The 18,032-nt window shown below is 66.8% G+C and carries 19 protein-coding genes; 12 read left to right on the top strand and 7 right to left on the bottom strand.

The window, feature by feature from the left end; genetic code table 11:
• The coding region (locus tag AOK16_RS13355) for an AI-2E family transporter (RefSeq protein ID WP_079101338.1) at positions 1–996 on the bottom strand (996 nt) is incomplete at its 3' end.
• Positions 997–1,361: 365 nt separating this feature from the next.
• Between AOK16_RS13355 and AOK16_RS13350 the strand changes: the two genes are divergently transcribed.
• From AOK16_RS13350 to AOK16_RS13330, 5 genes are all read left to right on the top strand, one after another.
• Positions 1,362–1,814, top strand: a complete 453-nt coding sequence (locus AOK16_RS13350; RefSeq protein WP_055472484.1) for a helix-turn-helix domain-containing protein — start codon at positions 1,362–1,364, stop codon at positions 1,812–1,814.
• A gap of 4 nt (positions 1,815–1,818) precedes the next feature.
• Positions 1,819–2,373 (top strand): PIN domain-containing protein, encoded by a 555-nt coding sequence (locus AOK16_RS13345; protein WP_055472483.1) that lies wholly within the window; start codon positions 1,819–1,821, stop codon positions 2,371–2,373.
• A 174-nt stretch (positions 2,374–2,547) separates the two neighbouring features.
• Positions 2,548–3,021: an SseB family protein gene (locus AOK16_RS13340; RefSeq protein ID WP_055472482.1), complete on the top strand. Its 474-nt coding sequence runs from the start codon at positions 2,548–2,550 to the stop codon at positions 3,019–3,021.
• A gap of 164 nt (positions 3,022–3,185) precedes the next feature.
• Positions 3,186–4,145 carry a pirin family protein gene (locus AOK16_RS13335; protein WP_055472481.1) on the top strand — a complete coding sequence of 320 codons (960 nt, stop codon included), beginning with the start codon at positions 3,186–3,188 and terminating at the stop codon, positions 4,143–4,145.
• A gap of 254 nt (positions 4,146–4,399) precedes the next feature.
• Entirely contained in the window at positions 4,400–6,226 is a 1,827-nt protein-coding gene (locus AOK16_RS13330; RefSeq protein WP_055472480.1) for an acyl-CoA dehydrogenase, read from the top strand.
• Between the two features lie 200 nt (positions 6,227–6,426).
• On the opposite strand, the gene AOK16_RS13325 is transcribed toward AOK16_RS13330, so the two are convergent.
• Entirely contained in the window at positions 6,427–7,116 is a 690-nt protein-coding gene (locus tag AOK16_RS13325) for an alpha/beta fold hydrolase (RefSeq protein WP_055472479.1), read from the bottom strand.
• 443 nt (positions 7,117–7,559) lie between these two features.
• On the bottom strand, positions 7,560–7,877 hold the full coding sequence (locus tag AOK16_RS29250; protein ID WP_157859202.1) for a WhiB family transcriptional regulator: 318 nt from the start codon (positions 7,875–7,877) through the stop codon (positions 7,560–7,562).
• Between the two features lie 639 nt (positions 7,878–8,516).
• Between AOK16_RS29250 and AOK16_RS25545 the strand changes: the two genes are divergently transcribed.
• The 7 genes from AOK16_RS25545 to AOK16_RS13285 all read left to right on the top strand — a co-directional run bounded on the left by AOK16_RS25545 (position 8,517) and on the right by AOK16_RS13285 (position 15,196).
• Entirely contained in the window at positions 8,517–9,344 is an 828-nt protein-coding gene (locus tag AOK16_RS25545; RefSeq protein WP_157859201.1) for a peptidoglycan-binding domain-containing protein, read from the top strand.
• Between the two features lie 176 nt (positions 9,345–9,520).
• On the top strand, positions 9,521–10,570 hold the full coding sequence (locus AOK16_RS13310; RefSeq protein ID WP_055472476.1) for an alpha/beta fold hydrolase: 1,050 nt from the start codon (positions 9,521–9,523) through the stop codon (positions 10,568–10,570).
• A 182-nt stretch (positions 10,571–10,752) separates the two neighbouring features.
• Complete coding sequence (locus AOK16_RS13305; RefSeq protein ID WP_055472475.1) at positions 10,753–11,616, top strand: hypothetical protein; 864 nt, start codon at positions 10,753–10,755, stop codon at positions 11,614–11,616.
• Positions 11,617–11,778: 162 nt separating this feature from the next.
• Positions 11,779–12,669: an FKBP-type peptidyl-prolyl cis-trans isomerase gene (locus AOK16_RS13300; RefSeq protein WP_157859200.1), complete on the top strand. Its 891-nt coding sequence runs from the start codon at positions 11,779–11,781 to the stop codon at positions 12,667–12,669.
• Between the two features lie 18 nt (positions 12,670–12,687).
• Positions 12,688–14,031, top strand: a complete 1,344-nt coding sequence (locus AOK16_RS13295; protein WP_079101333.1) for a ferredoxin reductase family protein — start codon at positions 12,688–12,690, stop codon at positions 14,029–14,031.
• A gap of 18 nt (positions 14,032–14,049) precedes the next feature.
• On the top strand, positions 14,050–14,247 hold the full coding sequence (locus tag AOK16_RS27455; RefSeq protein ID WP_055472472.1) for a hypothetical protein: 198 nt from the start codon (positions 14,050–14,052) through the stop codon (positions 14,245–14,247).
• 259 nt (positions 14,248–14,506) lie between these two features.
• Entirely contained in the window at positions 14,507–15,196 is a 690-nt protein-coding gene (locus AOK16_RS13285) for a response regulator transcription factor (protein WP_055472471.1), read from the top strand.
• Here AOK16_RS13285 and AOK16_RS13280 read toward each other — a convergent pair.
• From AOK16_RS13280 to AOK16_RS27645, 4 genes are all read right to left on the bottom strand, one after another.
• Entirely contained in the window at positions 15,193–15,873 is a 681-nt protein-coding gene (locus tag AOK16_RS13280; RefSeq protein ID WP_205627675.1) for a response regulator transcription factor, read from the bottom strand. The two genes, AOK16_RS13285 and AOK16_RS13280, sit on opposite strands and share 4 nt — an antisense overlap.
• Positions 15,874–15,899: 26 nt before the next feature.
• Complete coding sequence (locus AOK16_RS13275; RefSeq protein WP_157859199.1) at positions 15,900–17,111, bottom strand: sensor histidine kinase; 1,212 nt, start codon at positions 17,109–17,111, stop codon at positions 15,900–15,902.
• A 201-nt stretch (positions 17,112–17,312) separates the two neighbouring features.
• The gene (locus AOK16_RS13270; protein ID WP_055472469.1) at positions 17,313–17,750 is read right to left on the bottom strand and encodes a roadblock/LC7 domain-containing protein; all 438 of its coding nucleotides are present in this window, start codon (positions 17,748–17,750) and stop codon (positions 17,313–17,315) included.
• Positions 17,747–18,032: hypothetical protein (locus AOK16_RS27645; protein WP_055472468.1), on the bottom strand; the 286-nt coding region annotated here is incomplete at its 5' end. The genes AOK16_RS27645 and AOK16_RS13270, both read right to left, overlap by 4 nt.

The following is an 18,032-nucleotide window of genomic DNA, read 5'->3' as shown; positions in this document are numbered from 1 at the left end:
GGCCAGCAGCATCCCCAGGATCCCGGCGATGCTCGCGCCCGCCGTGATCGCGAGCATGACCATGGCCGGGTGCATCTGGACCGTACGGCTCTGGATCATCGGCTGGAGCACGTGCCCCTCGATCACCTGCACCGCCAGCACCACGCCCAGCGCCCACAGCGCGATCACGAAGCCGCGGTCGGCGAGCGCGACGAGGATGGCGACGGTGCCGGAGATGAAGGCGCCGAGGTACGGGATGTAGGCGCCGATGAACACCAGCGCGCCCAGCCCGACCGCGCCGGGCACCCGCAGGATCAGCAGCCCGGTGGTGATCAGGATCGCGTCGATCAGCGCGATGAGGGTGGTGCCGCGCATGAACCCCTCGACGGCGCGGAAGGCGCGCTGCGCGGCGGCTTCGAGGTGGCGCCCGGAGCCGTTCCCGTCGTCCGAGGCGTTGCTGAGCGACCGGGCGACGCGATGCCCGTCCCGGAGAAAGAAGAAGGTCAGAAACAGTGCGAGGATCGAGTCGGCAATGAGATGCCCGACGACGCTGACCCCGGTGAGGAGCCCGGACGCGGCCGTCCCCCCGAACTTCCCGACGAGCTTCTTGCCGTTGGACACCAGATCGTCGAGCGAGGTCCCGGCCGCCCCGAAGTGCTCCTGGATACCCCGGGCCGCGTCCTTGAGGGACCGTACGATCTGGTCGCCGGTGTCGATCAGCGCCCCGGCGACGATGTAGGCGGCCCCGCCGACGACGGCGATCAGCGCGACGCAGGTCAGCCCCGCGGCGAGCGACCGGTTGAGCCGCAACGCGAGCAGCCGCCGGTTGAGCGGCCCGAGCAGCGCGGTCCCGAGCATGGCGAGCAGCACGGGCGTAACGACCGCCTTGAGCTCGACACACAACCAGATGGCGGCCGCGGCCACCCCGGCCACCAGCAACACGACCCCGCACCATGCGGCGGTGACGCGCGCCGCGCGCGGAAGCAGCGGGCCGCCGACCGGTTGATCACTCTGCACGCCCCCAGCGAACCAGCGCCACCCCCACACCGCGCCCCCACAACCCCACTCGCCAAAAGAAACCACCCCTGCGGGGACGCCCGCCCTCCGCCTGGTCCGACCTCCGCCCAGCCCGACCTCCGCCGCGTCGGCGCTCCCGGCTTCCAGGCGCCCTCGATCACGAACGACACCCCTGTGCCGCCGTCCCGCCTGGCCCGCACCGTCCACGAGTCGGCGACTCGCTCCACCAGCAGCTGCGCCACTTTCCGAATCCGAGAGATGCCGTCGGGAGGTGGCGCCGGGCTGGTCCCTTGTTTCAGATATTGCGCCTGCTTCGTTTATTGCGGATAATGGAGGTTCGACAAGGTAGGGAGGTGGGACCCGCCATGGACACCGTGATTCGTTCGAAGGGGCCGAGCAGGGGCAGCGCCGACTCCGCGGCACGTGCGCTGCGGCCGGTCAAACGGTCGCTGGCCAAGTCGCATGACCGACAGATCCGCTTCCGACTGGAAGGGGACGCCGACGCGAGTATCGAGCTGCCGCGCGAGGCGGTCGAGCTGCTGGCTGCGGTCCTCAGCCACATGGCCGCCGGACGGACGGTCTCGATCGTTCCCGAGCATGCCGAACTGACCACACAGCAGGCGGCCGACATGCTCAACGTCTCTCGGCCCTACCTGATCGGGCTGCTGGACGCCGGAGAGATCGAGTACCGCAAGGTGGGCACCCACCGCAGGATCAAGGCCCAGTCCCTCATCGATTACCAGCGCAAGGATGACCAGAAGCGTCGCGACGCCGCCGACGAACTGACCGCGTTGAACCAGGAGATGGGGCTGATCTGACCCCGTGGCGTTCACCGTCGTCTACGACGCCTGCGTGCTCTACCCCAGCACCCTGCGCGATCTCCTGATCCGCTTAGCACAAGCGGGCCTCGTCCAGGCCAAGTGGACTCACCGCATTCTGGACGAGGTCTTCGCCAACCTCCAGGCCAATCGCCCCGACCTGGACGGGAAGAAGCTCACGCGTACGCGTGAGCTCATGATCAAGGCTGTCCGCGACTGTCTGATCAAGGACTATGAGCTGCTGGAGTCCGCCCTCGACTTGCCCGATCCCGATGACCGGCACGTCCTGGCCGCCGCGATCAAGGTGCACGCGCAGGTGATCGTCACCTACAACCTGCGTGACTTCCCCGGCGAGGCCCTCAAGAGTTGGGACGCCGAGGCACTGCATCCGGACGACTTCGTCATGGCCCAGATCGACCTCGACCGCCAACGCGTTTACGCGGCCCTCCAGCAGATCGCCGACTCCTGGCGCAACCCGCCCGGCAATGTACCGGACGTCCTCGACCGGCTTGAGCGGGACGGCCTCGTCCAGACCGCCGCGGAGCTCCGGGCCTCCTGACCACCGGTGGACGTCAGCCGGTTGGCCGGAGAGGGGGGCGGGTCTCGCAACGCGGTCGGCATGGTGATCAAGGGGGCCCGCATGCACCTCCGCGCACCCCCGAGCGCCTCGGCCGCCGGGCGAGGATCGGTCGACCGCCCGTAAGACCCCCGCCGACTCAGTACGCTTGCGGGCATGTACGGCTACGACCAGAGCGCGGGCGCGGGCCAGGGGTACGCCTCGGCGCCGCCTCCGCCGCAGCATCAGGCGCCCGGCGGCTACGGCGAGCAGCCGCTCTACCCCGAGCCGTCGCCGCCTTCGCTTGCCGACGCGGTGCGCGCGTTCACCACCGGCTCGATGTCCGCCGAGGACTTCCAGCAGGTCTTCTCGACCTCGAAGGTCTACTGCCCGCGCGGCGAGGGCCCCGGCTTCCTGGCGCTGCACAACACCCAGCAGCCGGTGATCCCCATGTTCACCTCGCTCAAGGAGCTGCGCCGGTACGCGGGCAAGGAGTCGAAGTACTTCGTCATCACCGGCGCCGAGGTCCTCGACCTGCTGCCCACGGGCTACGGCTTCGTCCTCGACATGGAGGGCGAGCACCGCATGGTCTTCGACGCGAAGGCGGTCGAGCAGATGGTCGACTTCGCGATGCGGCGGATGTACGGGTAGCCGCGCCCGGTCTCGTACGAAGCCTCGGCCCCCGCCGCGAGCACCTCGCGGTGGGGGTCTTCGCGTGGAGGGAAGGGCGGATACCGCGTCCGGGAATAATCCGGTCCTTGTGTGATGTTCATTGTTCAACTAAATTTGGACATCGAGACCTCAGGAGGCCTGCCATGCCCGCCGTGACCGTCGAGAATCCGCTGACCCTGCCGCGCGTGGCCGCGCCGGCCGGCGAGAAGGAGGCCCGGGCCGTGCTCGCCGTGACGACGGCGCCGAGCGGGTTCGAGGGCGAGGGGTTCCCCGTGCGCCGGGCGTTCATGGGGATCGACTACCGGTACCTCGACCCGTTCATCATGATGGATCAGATGGGTGAGGTGGAGTATCAGCCCGGGGAGCCGAAGGGGACCCCCTGGCACCCGCACCGCGGCTTCGAGACCGTGACGTACCTGATTGACGGCACCTTCGTGCACCAGGACTCGCACGGGGGCGGCGGTGTCATCAACGGCGGGGACACCCAGTGGATGACCGCCGGGTCCGGGCTGCTGCACATCGAGGCGCCGCCGGAGGCGCTGGTGGTGAGCGGCGGCCTCTTCCACGGCCTCCAGCTGTGGGTGAACCTGCCGCGCGCGGACAAGATGATCCCGCCGAAATATCAGGACATCGGGGGAGACCGGCTCAAGCTGCTGGCCTCGGAGGACGGCGGGGCGCTGCTGCGGCTGATCGCCGGCGAGCTCGACGGGCACCGCGGCCCCGGCTCCACCCACACCCCGATCACCATGATCCACGCCTCGATCGGCCCCGGCGCGGAGCTGACCCTCCCCTGGCGGGCGGACTTCAACGCGCTGGCGTACGGGCTGGCCGGGCGGGGTACGGCCGGGCCCGCCGGCTCGGACAGCCCCTTCCGTACGGGCCAGGCGGTCGTCTTCGGCCACGGCGAGACGCTGACGATCCGGGCCGACGAGAGCCAGGAGTCGCGCAGCCCCAACTTCGAGGTGGTGCTGCTCGGCGGGGCGCCGATCCGGGAGCCGATGATGCAGTACGGCCCGTTCGTCATGAACAGCCGCGCCGAACTGGCCCAGGCCTTCGAGGACTTCCAGGCGGGGCGGCTCGGGACGATCCCGGCCGGGGGGTGAAGCGCGGCCCTGTGGTCCGGTGCGCGCCCCGGTGCGTACCCCCTAGTCGTGCGCATCCCGCGATCCACGCCCCGCGGTCCCGTGCGCGCCCCGTGAGCCGGGGTGCGCGCGGGGCTCGGGCGCGGCTTCGTTAGAGGCTCGTCACACCTGGCTGGATGAGGGTTGATTTTTATTACTGGCGGGTAGCATCATCGGGAGCTACTTGCTGGTACGTGTGTGAGGCCTGCCTCCCCGATCCATACGGAGCCGTTGCCATGGGGCACTACAAGTCGAATCTCCGCGACATCGAGTTCAACCTCTTCGAGGTGCTCGGCCGCGAGGCCGTCTACGGCGCGGGTCCGTTCGAGGAGATGGACGTCGACACCGCCAAGAGCGTCCTGTCCGAGATAGCCCGGCTCGCGGAGAACGAGCTGGCCGAGTCCTTCACGGACGCCGACCGCAACCCGCCGGTCTTCGACCCCGAGACCAGCACCGCGCCCGTACCCGAGAGCTTCCGCAGGAGCTACCAGGCGTACATGGACGCCGAGTGGTGGCGGCTCGGGATCCCGGAGGCGATCGGCGGCACCGCCGCGCCGCGCTCGCTGCTGTGGGCCTTCGCCGAGACGATCCTCGGCGCGAACCCGGCCGTGTGGATGTACGCCTCCGGCCCGGCGTTCGCGGGCGTGCTGTACGAGGAGGGCACCGAGGAGCAGCACCGGATCGCGCGGTTGATGGTGGACCGGCAGTGGGGCTCCACCATGGTGCTGACCGAGCCGGACGCGGGCTCCGACGTCGGCGCGGGCCGTACGAAGGCGGTCCGGCAGGAGGACGGCTCCTGGCACATCGAGGGCGTGAAGCGGTTCATCACCTCTGGTGAGCACGACATGTCCGAGAACATCATCCACTTCGTGCTCGCCCGGCCGGAGGGCCACGGTCCCGGCACGAAGGGGCTCTCGCTGTTCGTCGTGCCGAAGTACGACTTCGACTGGGAGACCGGCGAGCTCGGCGAGCGCAACGGCGCCTATGCCACCAACGTCGAGCACAAGATGGGCCTCAAGGCCTCCAACACCTGCGAGATGACCTTCGGCGACCGCCATCCCGCCAAGGGCTGGCTGCTCGGCGAGAAGCACGACGGCATCCGCCAGATGTTCAAGATCATCGAGTTCGCGCGGATGATGGTCGGCACGAAGGCCATCGCGACCCTCTCCACCGGCTACCTCAATGCGCTGGAGTACGCCAAGGAGCGCGTGCAGGGGCCGGACCTGGCCGCGTTCACCGACAAGAGCGCGCCCCGCGTCACCATCACCCACCACCCGGACGTGCGCCGCGCGCTGCTGACGCAGAAGGCGTACGCCGAGGGCATGCGCGCCCTCGTCCTCTATACCGCCTCCGTGCAGGACGAGATCCAGCTCAAGGAGGCCGCGGGCGAGGACGCCTCCGCCGCGCACCGGCTCAACGACCTGCTCCTGCCGATCGTGAAGGGCTACGGCTCGGAGAAGTCCTACGAGCAACTCGCCCAGTCCCTGCAGACGTTCGGTGGCTCCGGCTATCTGCAGGAGTACCCGATCGAGCAGTACATCCGGGATGCCAAGATCGACACCCTCTACGAGGGCACCACCGCGATCCAGGGCCAGGACTACTTCTTCCGGAAGATCGTCCGCGACCAGGGGCAGGCGCTGACCGCCCTCTCCGAGGAGATCAAGAAGTTCCTCGCGGAGGCGGGCGGCGGCGAGCCGCTGGCCGGGGCGCGCGACGAACTGGCCAAGGCCGCCGTCGACTTGGAGGCGATCGTCGGCGCGATGCTGACGGACCTCGCCGCCACGGAGCAGGACGTGAAGTCCATCTACAAGGTGGGCCTCAACACCACCCGCCTGCTGATGGCCTCCGGCGACGTCGTCATCGCGTACCTGCTGCTGAAGGGGGCGGCGGTCGCCACCGAGAAGCTCGCCTCGGCCTCCCGGAAGGACATCGCCTTCTACCAGGGCAAGATCGCGGCCGCGAAGTTCTTCGCCGCGAACGTCCTGCCGGGCGTCTCGGTGCAGCGCGCGCTGGCGGAGTCGGTCGACCAGTCGCTGATGGAGCTGGACGAGGCGGCGTTCTAGGACATCTCGTACGGGATGCTGTCCGCTCGCTTTGAAGATCGTCCCGTAGCCTCGGCCCTCATCTGCCGAATGGGCAGATGAGGGCCGACTTGCCGGCCGGCGCCACTGAGGTGGCACGGCGGGCCTGCGTGGTACGTGGGCCCGTGTCCGGCTTTCTCTCCCGTTTCCCCTCTGGAGAATTCGATCTGGAGATTTCGGGGCTATGCGAGCGTTCCGACCGGCTTGAAGTACGGGTTGGCCGGTCCGGGAGAGCGCAGGGCTTCCCGGACCCACTGGACCGCGGCCGGGTTCGCGCAGAATTCGGTGTGGGGTTCCTCATCGCTGCCCGGGATGCTGGGCACGGTTGCGTTGGTGAGCTGCTCCGTGGGGCCGTGGAGGTAAGCACTGGTGAAGGGCGTCACCACGCCGTCTTCGGGCGTGGCGAGCGCGGTGTAGGAGACTCCCGGCATCAGTTCACCGCCCTTGTTGAGCTTCTTGAGGAAGTCGGAGTCCGGCATCATCTGATCCACCGCCTTGTAGACCCAGGACCCCCACCAGGCCGACGTGGTGTCGGTACCGCGGTTGGGGGTGCCGAGGGTGACCAGGTCGTCGACCGAGCGGGCTCCGTCCCGGTCCTTGAGGTACGAGCGGGCGACGAGCCCGCCCTGGCTGTAGCCGACGAGGTCGACCTTGGAGGCGTTGGTGGCTGCCTTGACGCCGTCGACGAAAGTGGCGAGTTGCTTCGCGGAGTCCCTGATGTCCTTGACGCCCATGGTCCCGAGCCAATTGGTGCCGTACTCCAGGGCATAGAGGCAGCGCCCCTCGTCCTTGAGCACCCTGCCCATGACGCTCCACCGGTCACGGGCCTGCGCTGCTTTCTTGAATCCGAACGTTCCGTGGATCAGGACCACCGGCTCCTGCCCCTCGGACGGCTCGCAGGACCAGTCGTTGATCTCGCTGATGACACCCGACAGAGCCAGTTTCTGCGCTTTGGCTACAGCCGACGTCGGGGCTGCGGAAGCCGTGCCCGTGAGGCCCGTCAGCGCGGCCGTTGCGGCGAGAAGGCTAGTGAGGGAGATGGCTGTGACTCGGCGTGTGCGAGACGCGCGACTGGAGGGCGACCTGGACACCTTGGATCTCGATTCTCTGTCGTTCCTGTGATGGAGAAGATGTCCTGAATCTAGGCACGGGAGATCTCTGGGGAAGCGTGCAGAAAGTCGACTGGTGTTGGTGAAAGAGGGGCAGTATCAGTTCTTCTTCCGCGCAAAGGGTGTTCCGTCGGAAGTAGTTCCACTGCGGATGATCAAGCGGGCGACGCCATTCTTTCGCGGGTCCTGGTAAAACTGAGAGAGCGTCAGGCCGCTTTGGGGGGACGGGTCGCCAGGCCTGTGCCGAGTTCGCGGGACGCCATTCGGCGCCTTCTGGCGCCCGGGCGCCAGCCCTTGGGCGCGCACCCGGCCGCGGCGCGGCCGGCCTCGTCCTCCCCGCCCCAGATGCCGTACTCGCGACCTTCGCGCCCCGCCGCACGGCAGGATTCCCAGAAGGGGCACTGGGCGCACTTCGCACAGGCCCGCGCACGACTGCTCGCATCGTCCGCATACCAGAGGTCGGGCTCGTGGGAGCAGGGGAGCGGATCTTCGGCGACATTGAGCAGGGCGGGAAGAACACCCATGTCGATGATGGAGGGGATGACAGCGGTTGCGGGGGGCGGGGTCGTCACTGCGGTGAAACTCTCTGCTCCAGTAGGTGCGGCCCGCTCGGTCCGCGACGCATCCACCAGCGGCCTCGGCCGCTGGTGGGGGTGTGGAACCGGCGTGGTCATGCCGAATCGTGGGTTGATGATCGCCGTGCGGGGCGATTCCCATAAGACTAGAACAGGGCATTCCACCCAGGGTGCGACTTTTGTCGACTCGTGCTCGACCAAATACTAGAGCCGGGAAGGCGCCCCGGAGGATTTGGCGTCCTGCTGAATCAGGCGGCCGTTTCCTGACGAAGGTCGATCACGGAGTCACCTCTCGTACGGGCGGACGCTGCTCTTGGCCGCGGCTCGCTCCATGACCGGCCTTATAGATTTCTCACGTGACCGCTCATCACCGTATCCGCATCAATGAGCCTCGACACCGGTCGGAACGATCAGTGCTTGGTGGCAGGTGCACCGTGCGGACGAGCGGGCGCCGCAAGGTGCGTCATCGTCAGATGCAGTAGTTCATCCGTTCCTTGTTCTTTCCCAATTCCTTGTTCGCCAGAGGCTCGTGCTCCGGCGACTCCGCACAATTCTCCGCACCGCGCGATCCATCGGCAGAGGTTTCAGATGCCTGAATTTCCGAAAGTGCCCGTCGGCCGTCAGGCCATTGCGTCCATACAGCCGGGCTCGCACCGCAGCAAATCCTGGAAGTCGCCGCGCCGTTGGACGGTCGCTGCCGCGCTGGCCGTGCTGGCAGGTGTGGGGATCCAGACGGCGGCGAGTGGATTCTGGAGCGGGGCTGCCGGTCGAGCGCAGCTGGCTTCCACGAAGCCGGACCAGTTGACGGCGGCTCATGTCGATACCACCCCGGCCGCAGACGGGCAGGACGCTTCGGCACCGCGAGGCTCCGCAGCGGGCGACGGGAAGAAGACGGCCGCCGTCGACGGCTCGTCCCGTGGCTCCGCTTCGGCCGCGTCGAAGGCCTCCACCGGAACAGCGACTTCGGCCGGCGGCTCGGCAGCGCCGCATGCCACCCCGCAGCCGTCAACGGGCTCCACCAAGCCGAAGCCGAGCGCGTCCCAACCGCAGCAGCCGGAACAGACGCAGCCCGAGTCGGGAGGAAACGGGCCGACCGTTCCGTCGACCCCTGCCCAGCCTCCGTCGGAGACGCCTGTCGCACCTCCGCCCGTGGAAGTCCCCCCGCATACGCCCCTCTCGAAGGGCGATTACCACCCGGCTGTTCTGGAGCTTCAGGAAAGGCTGCGGTCCCTCGACCTCCTCGTCATCGAGCCGACCGGTGAGTTCTGCGAGGAAACCGAAAAAGCGGTGCGGAAATTCCAGGAGCAGGAGGGGGTCAAGGGCGACGCGGCCGGGGTCTACGGCATGGACACCCATGTCGCGCTCGTTTCGAAAGCCCCGGCGATCCCCGAGAAGAGTCCTCGCACCGAGGGCTGAGAGCGGCACCCGAATTTCCTGCCGATTGGCTACACGCGAGGAAGATACCGAACTTCATGTCTCTGCGGTCAACAACATCACGTCATATCCGCCAAGCCCTCTGCACCGGCACCGCAGCCGTATCGCTGGTTCTCATGGGCTACGGGTCCACCGCGGTTGCGGCCGAAAGTCCGGCTGTGGCGGCGGCGAAGAAGCTCGAACTGCCGAATCTCACCGAGCACATCAATGACTGGTCCTGCCGATCCGATAAGGGCAAGGATCCGGTCGTGCTGGTCCATGGCACGTTCGGATTCACCAGCCATGCCGATCAGAAACCCATCGACCGATGGGGGCGGATGGCCGAACCCCTCAAGAAGGACGGGCACTGCGTCTACGCGCTGCGCTACGGAGTCGGGTTCCTCGACACTCCCGGAACCGGCAAAATGGCCGATTCGGCGAGGGAGTTGCAGACCTTCGTCGACGGCGTGAAGCAGTCGGCCGGGGCGTCGAAGGTGAAGTTGGTGGGCTACAGCCAGGGCGGACTCGTCTCCCGCTACTACCTCAAGAACCTGGGAGGCGCGGCCTCCGTGAGTTCTCTGGTCGGTCTCGGCACACCGAACCAGGGCACCGAGGGGCTTGAAGCGAAGGTCGGGTCCGTGGTCTATCCGGCGGTTCGGGAAATGCTGCCGAATTCCGACTTCCTCAAGCAGCTGAACAGTGGCGGCGATCTGGTATCGGGTGTCTCGTACACCATGGTCGCCACGCCCGCCGACGACATCGTCCTGCCCTATACCAGCGCGCATTTGAGCGGCCCCAAGGAGCAGCTCACCAATGTGACGCTGTCCGGAGGCAAGCCGGTCAACCACGACCAGCTGCCCAATGACCCCGACACGATTGCCTGGGTCAGAGCGGCGGTCAGCGCCACGGGGCCCGCGGACCCCTCGTTCCGCCCGGGAGATTCCCTGCCTGCTCAGCCGGGCAACGGCAGCAGCCCAGCTCCGGGAAACAGCAGTAGCCCGGCCCCGGGTAACAGCAGCAGCCCGGCCCCGGACAACAGTGGCAAGCCGAACCCGGGTGAGGGAAATTCGACCGCGCCCGGCGGCGGATCCGGCGGCGGAGATCAGAACGTTCCGGGAATGGATGTCCCGATGGCCAGCCCGACCGCCCTGATCGGCGCAACATCAGTTTTCCTGGCCGGTGGCGCCCTTGTGTACCTGGGAAATCGCAGGCGACAAGCGCGTAGCTGACCAGCAGAAATACCTGTCCCGTGAGTTCCGTGTGCGACGTGGTCTCGCTGTGGGTCATGTCGAGCTGCTGCTCATAACAGGGAAGGGCCGCGGAAAGCGAACCGACAGCACCTCGTTCCTTCGCGGTGCAATGCCGAGACATGTGTCAATTCAGGAGAATCGTGGCTAGTCTTAAGCGTTATATGAAAGCTCCCATCGCGCTGACGGGGGCGGTGGGTATCGTCGGCCTTCTGGCAGTCAATCCGGCGCAGGCCCTCGATTGGCCGAAGTTCGAGTACACCACAGGGTGGGGCTACGTGGCGGATCGCGGGGGCGATCTGCCGCAGGCAGAGGGATGGCTTGTGGCGCTGAAGGCGCCGCTCTTCGAAACCGGCGTCACCTATGGTGCCGCACACTCGCCGACCATTCCGAACAAGCGGCCCAACGACGAGTACAAGCCCGACCTGGCCGTGAGCATTCTCGGGGTCGTTGACGCCGAGAGCCCCAGCTTCAAGCTGAAGCACGACGACGCCCAGGGCACCGCGTCCTACGAGGGCACGGTCGGCAAGTTCCAGTTGACCGTGCCGGCCGGCCTGGCGAACGTACGGTTCGTGGCGAGCGCTCTCGACTACGGACTGGACGCCGTCCCCGGCCAGAACCTCAAGTCCCGCCACCACATCGCCGGTGCTTCTCTCCAGCAGAAGAACTCGAAGGGCGAGTGGGAGATCAAGAACCAGCTCTCCGTCGGTGCCGACGTCAAGGTCGGAATCCCGAACGTCGTCGAGGGCGTCTACGCCGAGACGATCTACACCGACAAGAACGGCAAGCCCACCAAGGACAACGCTCCTTCGGAGCACGGTTACTTCAATGCCTTCCGTGCCTCCGCGCTGGGTGGCATCGCCGGAGAGATCACTGCTTGCCACGGCGCTGTCATCGCCGGAAAGGCTCCCGACAAGATCGACACGCCCCTGGTCGGTCCGGCTGTTGTAGCCGGTGCCGCGGCCATCGGTCTGGTTGGCGGGGCCGTCCTCATGAAGCGCCGGCGCCAGGCGGGTCAGCAGGCGTAAGACACCTGCCTCGGAGTTCTCGAACTCCTGCAATGCGCGTGCAGACTTCAAGGGCGCTTCGCCTTTGAAGTCTGCACGCGTGCACCTCCCCGGGCCTACCGCCGCAACGTCGAAAGGAAGGGTGTCTTGCGACACCGAAATATTGCCGCAACTCTCTGCACCGTGCTGGTTTCTGTAGTGCTCGCCGGATGCGGTGCGGGGGGGACCGATGCGGCGGACGTCAGAGTGACCGGAAAGTTCGGTGAGCGGCCGGTTGTCCAACCGCAAGGTGAGCAGCCCAAGAAGCCGCAGGTCGACATGGTTTCGACCGGCTCCGGTCGAGTCGTCAAGCAAGGCGAGATCGTCATTGCCGATATCGAGATCCGGGTGTGGAAGGGCAATCGTGAGTACCTGAGCACCTATTCCGGGGCGGGGCATCCGAACAGCGTCATCATGGATGGCACGCATGTGTCCCGTACCTGGGACCAGGCGCTGGTGGGCAAAAAGATCGGCAGCCGCGTGGTGCTGTCCTCTCCGGCCAGTGAGGGGTTCGGGCCGAGCCATCTTCCGCCGTCCGGGACCACTCAGAAAGACGCGCTGATCGTGGTCTTCGACATTCTGGGGTCCTACAACCCCGATGTGGCGGCAGACGGGAAGAAGACGAAGGACGCCTCGGAGCAGGACACTTCGCTGCCGACCGTGTCGGTCGACTCGTCCGGAATCCCCCGGATCAAGTTCCCGGACGGGCCCGCGGTCAAGTCGGCGACGGCACGGACGCTGCTCGAAGGAGAGGGAAGGAAAGTAACGGCGGGGGACACGGTCATCGTCCAGTTCATCCACCAGGAGTGGAAGGCCGAGAACCCTGATCAGACCTCGTACCAGCCCCACGCTCCCCGTGCGTTCGACCTCGACGGGGAGGGGGTTCCGGAGTCCTGGAAGAAGTTCGTCGTCGGAGCTTCCGTGGGGAGTCGGTTGGTCATCGCCGAGCCGGGAAATCCGAGCAACGCCGATGACCCGGGCGGTGCCTTCGTCATCGACATCGTCGACGTCGTGCGCAAGGCTGACCAGAAGTAGCTCTGTGGAACACCGCTGATGACTGCTGGCATGAACATCCGGCCTTCGCGCGGGTGCGTGCGGGTTTCCCCGCGAGCCCTACGGAACGGCCTGCTCCTCGGTGCCGCCGCCGTGCTGGGACTGTGGGCGGTCCGCGTCGACCCCTCCCTTCGTTCCGACGTTCTGCTGACCACCGCCGCGCGACTGTGCGGACTGCTCGGCGGTTACGGAATTCTCGTGATGCTGTTCCTCATGGCGCGCGTCCCCGCTGTTGAGCACGGTGTCGGAGCGGACCGGCTGGCCCGTTGGCACTCGCTGGGCGGCCGATACGTGCTGTCCCTGTGCATTGGGCACGCCCTGTTCGCCCTGTGCGGCTACGCCGCCTACACGGATTCGGACCTCATCACGGCAACCGTCGGTGTCCACGGCTACCCGGCGATCGCCGCTGCCACCGCCGGGACCTGCCTGCTCCTCGCGGTGGGTGTCGTGTCCGCCCGTGCCGTGCGCAGCCGGGTCCGGCACGAGAGCTGGCGCACGGTCCACCTCTTCACCTACCTCGGTGCGGCCCTGGGCTTCGCCCATCAGCTCGTCGGTCCGGATGTCTCCGCCACCGATGCCACGGTATGGCTGTGGTCGATGCTGCATGCCGTGGTCGCCGTGGTCCTCATCTGGTACCGCGTGGTGGTGCCCGTGCGGCAGGCGGTCCGGCACCGGCTCCGGGTGGTCGAGGTCCGTGACGAGGTGCCCGGTGTCGTGTCCGTGGTCATCAAGGGGAGGCGCCTGGAGGAACTGGGTGCCGAGTCGGGGCAGTTCCTCCGCTGGCGGTTCCTGGGCCGGCGCCTCTGGCGGACCGCTCTGCCCTTCTCGCTGTCCAGGCCGGTGCAGGACGACACGCTGCGGATCACCGTCAAGCTGGTCGGTGACCACACCCGCCGGATCCGCCGCCTGCGCCCTGGGACAAGGGTCCTGGCCACCGGGCCCTTCGGAGCGATGACAGCCCACCAGCGTTCCCGCAGGCGCGTGCTGCTGCTCGCAGGAGGTGTCGGAATCACTCCGATACGGTCCTTGTTCGAGACGCTCCCCGGGGGGCCGGGGCAGATATCCCTGCTCTACCGGGCCGCGGACGAGAGCCAGTTGGTTCTGCGCGAGGAACTCGAAGCGATAGCCGCGAGCCGGAAGGCCGAGCTCCACTACCTCCTGGGACGTTCGGGGACTTCCTCCGACCCGCTCGCTCCGGAGGCGCTCCGCGCACTGGTCCCCGACCTCGACCGGCATGCGGTGTTCCTCTGCGGACCGCCCGGGATGACGGACGCGGCCACCGAGTCCCTGATGCGGGCAGGAATCCCGAAGCGGCATATCCACTCCGAGTCCTTCCGCTTCTGAGAGGAACCGACGGTATCGATGGGCAAGCACCGGAAGCCGCGCAGGGTGGCTGTTCCCCGCCACCTGTACAAACACTGCCTTCTCGGCTCGGCCCTGCTGGGCATGAGCGCCCTGCTCGCCACGGTCTTTTCGCAGACCGTCCTGCCGGATGCCCCGTCCGGCCCGCACCAGGGACCGTTCTCCCCTTCCCCGCAGGGTCCCAGCGCCCTTCGCTGAGCCGGATCGACGGTGCCCTTGTCCTCTGCTGGAGTCATCGAATTGAAGAAATATGACCCCGCCGGGAGAGCCCGAGGGTGACTCGACTGACGCTTTCCGGCGGTCCACGATCCACCTATGGATCCGCCTCCGGGAGGCTGCCGTTGCCAGGATTGGTGGGCGCGGCCGAGAGGGCGTCGTCTAACCGTTCTGCCAACGCCAGGAGTTGGGGCATTGCTTTCGCTCATAATCCCGGCCGCACAGGGGAGGTAAGTGGGCAATGAGCATTCGGGTTGTCATCGTGGATGATCACGCGATCATCAGGGCCGGACTCCGTATGACAGTGAATTCCTTCGAGGGGTTCACGGTACTGGGAGAGGCTTCCGACGGAGCCGAGGCTGTCACCGCCGCTCGGACACACCGTCCTGACCTCATGTTGATGGACCTGCGCATGCCGCGCATCGACGGGGTGGAGGCGACCAGGCAACTCATGCGCCTGGCCGAACCCCCCAAGGTGCTGATGCTGACGTCCTACGCGATCGACGAACGGGTCCTGGACGCGCTGGAAGCCGGTGCCTCCGGTTTTCTCATCAAGGACACTCCGCCACAGGATCTGCTGTCGGCACTGCGATTCGTAGCGGCCGGCGGCCAGTTGGTTTCGGCGGATGTGATGACCCTGCTCGTGAACCGGGTGACGTCCCGTACTGCGACGCGCCTCAGCAACGCCCACGAGAAGATCGGCTCGCTCAGCCAGAGCGAGCTGCGCGTGCTGGAACTCATCGGCAGAGGGCTGTCCAACGTTCAGATAGCCCGTCAGCTCCATCTGTCGGTGGCGAGCATCAAGACCTATGTGTCCCGGTTGCTCGCCAAGGTGGGACTGGCGAATCGCACGCAGGCCGCCATCCTCGCTCATGAGGCGGGCATCGTCGGCAACCCCCAGAGCGAGGAGGGGGAACCCCGTCGCCGTTAGATGTCCTGCTCGGGCTGTCTCTCGTCGCCCACGAGCCCGGCTTCATACGCGATGATCGCTGCCTGCGTACGGTTCTCCAGGCCGAGTTTGGCCAGTGTCCTGGAGACATATGTCTTCACGCTGGAGGCGGACAGGAAGAGCTCCTCCGCGATCTGAGCGTTGGTCCTGCCGACTCCGAGGAGAAGCAGGACGCGTTGCTCGCTCTCGCTGAGTGCAGCGATCTTTTCATGAACCGCGTTGACTCTTATGGGAATGCGCCTGATCGCCTGGTGCACGAGACCCTGCAGGACCGGCGCCGCGAATACCCGTCCGCCATTGGCCACCGCGTGGAGCGCCGAGCTCAACTCCTGCGGACACAGGTCCTTGAGAAGGAAGCCGCTCGCTCCCGCCTGCAGAGCCTCGATCACCTGGGCGTCGGTGTCGTAGGTGCTCAGTACGAGGACGCTCGGCGGATCGGGCAGCCGCATCAGCTGAACCGTCGCTTCCACACCGTCTATCCGCGGCATGCGCAGATCCATCAGGACGACGTCCGGGCGGTACTTGGCGACTTGGGTGATGGCCTCGGCTCCGTCCGCGGCCTCGGCAACCACCTCGAAATCCTCCGAGGATTCGATGAGCATGCGCAACCCGGACCGGATGATGCTCTGGTCGTCGACTATGAGAATCCGAATGGCCACTGCCTGGCTTCCTTCCAAGTAACGTGTCACGGACAGGTCAGTCGGCCCGCGGCTGAATCGAGTGATGTGCCTGGATACGGAAGATGTGCTTGCACGAGGAAACCGCCGCCGGGCACCGGGCCGGATCTGAAGTGACCACCCGCGCGTTCGACCGAATCCTTCAGCCCGCGCAGACCCAGCTTTCCGGAGTCCTTCACGATGGCTATCCCGCTGGACGGCCCGGTGAAGACTTCGAGACCGACGCTCGCGTCCGAGAACGACAAGTTCATCGTAACCGGAGCCCCGGGGGCGTGTTTTGCGGCGTTGGTGAGGGACTCCTGACTGACCCTGCGCAGCAGTCGCTCTGTCTCTTCCGGCAGTTCGTGCGGCTCTCCGATCAACTGGTAGTCGACATCCATTCCGACGGCGGCCATGTTGCGCGACAGGCTCATGAGGAACTCCGCACAGGGGATCCGCTCCGCCAACTGCTCCGTTCCCTTTTCCGGTCCGCACAACACGTTGACAATCTTCCGGAATTCGTGTGTCACCTGCCGAGCGGCTCCCTGGATGGCGTCCACGGCCTCTCGGGTTTCGGGGTGGAGGTCTTTCCGCTGCTGGAGAACGCCCGTGTGCAGCGCAAGCACCGTGGCTTGGTGCCCCACATTGTCGTGCACCTCGAAAGCCAGCCGGGTGCGTTCTTCCAGGGAGGCGAATCGCACGGCATGCGCCACCGACTTCTCCACCTGGTTCAGTTGGCGGTGCAGGACGTCGTTGAGTATCTGCTGTCGTCTGGCGATCGAGCCGAAGAGCGCCGGGGTGAGGATGGTCAACACGGTCACCTGAAAGAACTCCTCCGGGCTGGAAGCCGAAAGGCCGGTCAGGCTCCGCGTCGCCACATAAAGGACGGTGACGGTGCCGAACACCCAGAAGCGGTATCGGCCGCCGTAACGGGCGACCGCGTACGCGGCGACGGCCAGGACGGTCTGCTCGTCGGACGCAAGGCTGGCCAACAGGCCGGCGGAGAGGCAGATTTCCGGGCGGTTCCGTCTCCACAGAAGGGATGCCGCGGCGAGCGTCGCCACACCGAAGTTCGTCCAGTAGCCGTCGATCAGGCCGGTGTGCCGCACTTCGCGCAGCAGCACACAGGCGATCGCCGCCGTGCCCGCCGCAATGAGGCAGTCATAGATGCGTTCGCGGCGTGATGAACCCGAAAGACCCATCAACTCGCGGTATCTGAACGGCAGGAGGGTGGTGGGCATCGCTGTCATGCTGCCTGCCACCGGAATTCAGCGGAGATGGCGGGTGCGCCATACGAGGTGTGCTTCATGAACGAATGCAATGGCGTCTTTCCTTGTGAGGTGGATCGTCACCCTGGCGTTGTCGGTGAGTCCTCGGGTGCGGTCGGATCCAAGGCTGATGGGCGCTGCCCGGCAGGAAATGTGCGGAGTGGGTGGCGCCGCTCAGATCCTCTGATGCCAGTCCAGGAGCTTTTTACGCATCTCGGCGCGCACGGCCGGAGTGAGCATGGGGCCGGCCTGGTCGACCAGCCGGGCCGCCTCGTATGCGACCAGCCCGATGTCACACCACCCTCCGGTGAGCACAGCCAAGGAGGAGCCGTCGGAGATCGCCATGACGAACAGGTAGCCGTTCTCCATGTCGACCAGGGTCTGGTTCACCCGACCCTGCCCGCAGATGTCCGCGGCGCCACGTGTCAGTGACACCAGACCCGAGGTGAGGGCCGAGAGGCGTTCGGTGGTGTCGCGGTCGAGCTCGGTGGAGGAAGCCAGTTCGAGGCCGTCCGCTGACACCACGAGCGCATGCTGGACGCCGGGGGTGTTCATGGCGAAGTTGTTGATGAGCCAGCCGAGTTGGCCCGCCTGGTCTATGGCGACTGTCATCGAGTCTCCTTTGCGTTTTCCGGCTTGCGGGGAGCAGACGGGGCAACGCCGTCCGGGGACGCGATGTCCGGGGTGCGGGCTCGGCGCGCGCCACCGCAGAAGCTGGTGACGCGCTGCCCCAGCTCGCTCGCCAGGAGCTGCTGCGTCTCCTGGCCTCCGGGAGTCGGCTCGCAGGTCGCCTCGGCGCCGGCACTTCCGGGGCGGAGGGCGGTCATCGGCACACGCAGGGGCAGTCCCGACGCGAGCATCTCGGGCTCCGGGGCGTGGGGCTCCGGGCCATGG

The sequence above is a fragment of the Streptomyces pathocidini genome, from assembly GCF_001418495.1.
In the GTDB taxonomy this organism is placed as follows: domain Bacteria; phylum Actinomycetota; class Actinomycetes; order Streptomycetales; family Streptomycetaceae; genus Streptomyces; species Streptomyces pathocidini.
Note: the sequence above shows the minus strand (reverse complement) of the source record. Positions and strands in the feature narration are given on the sequence as shown.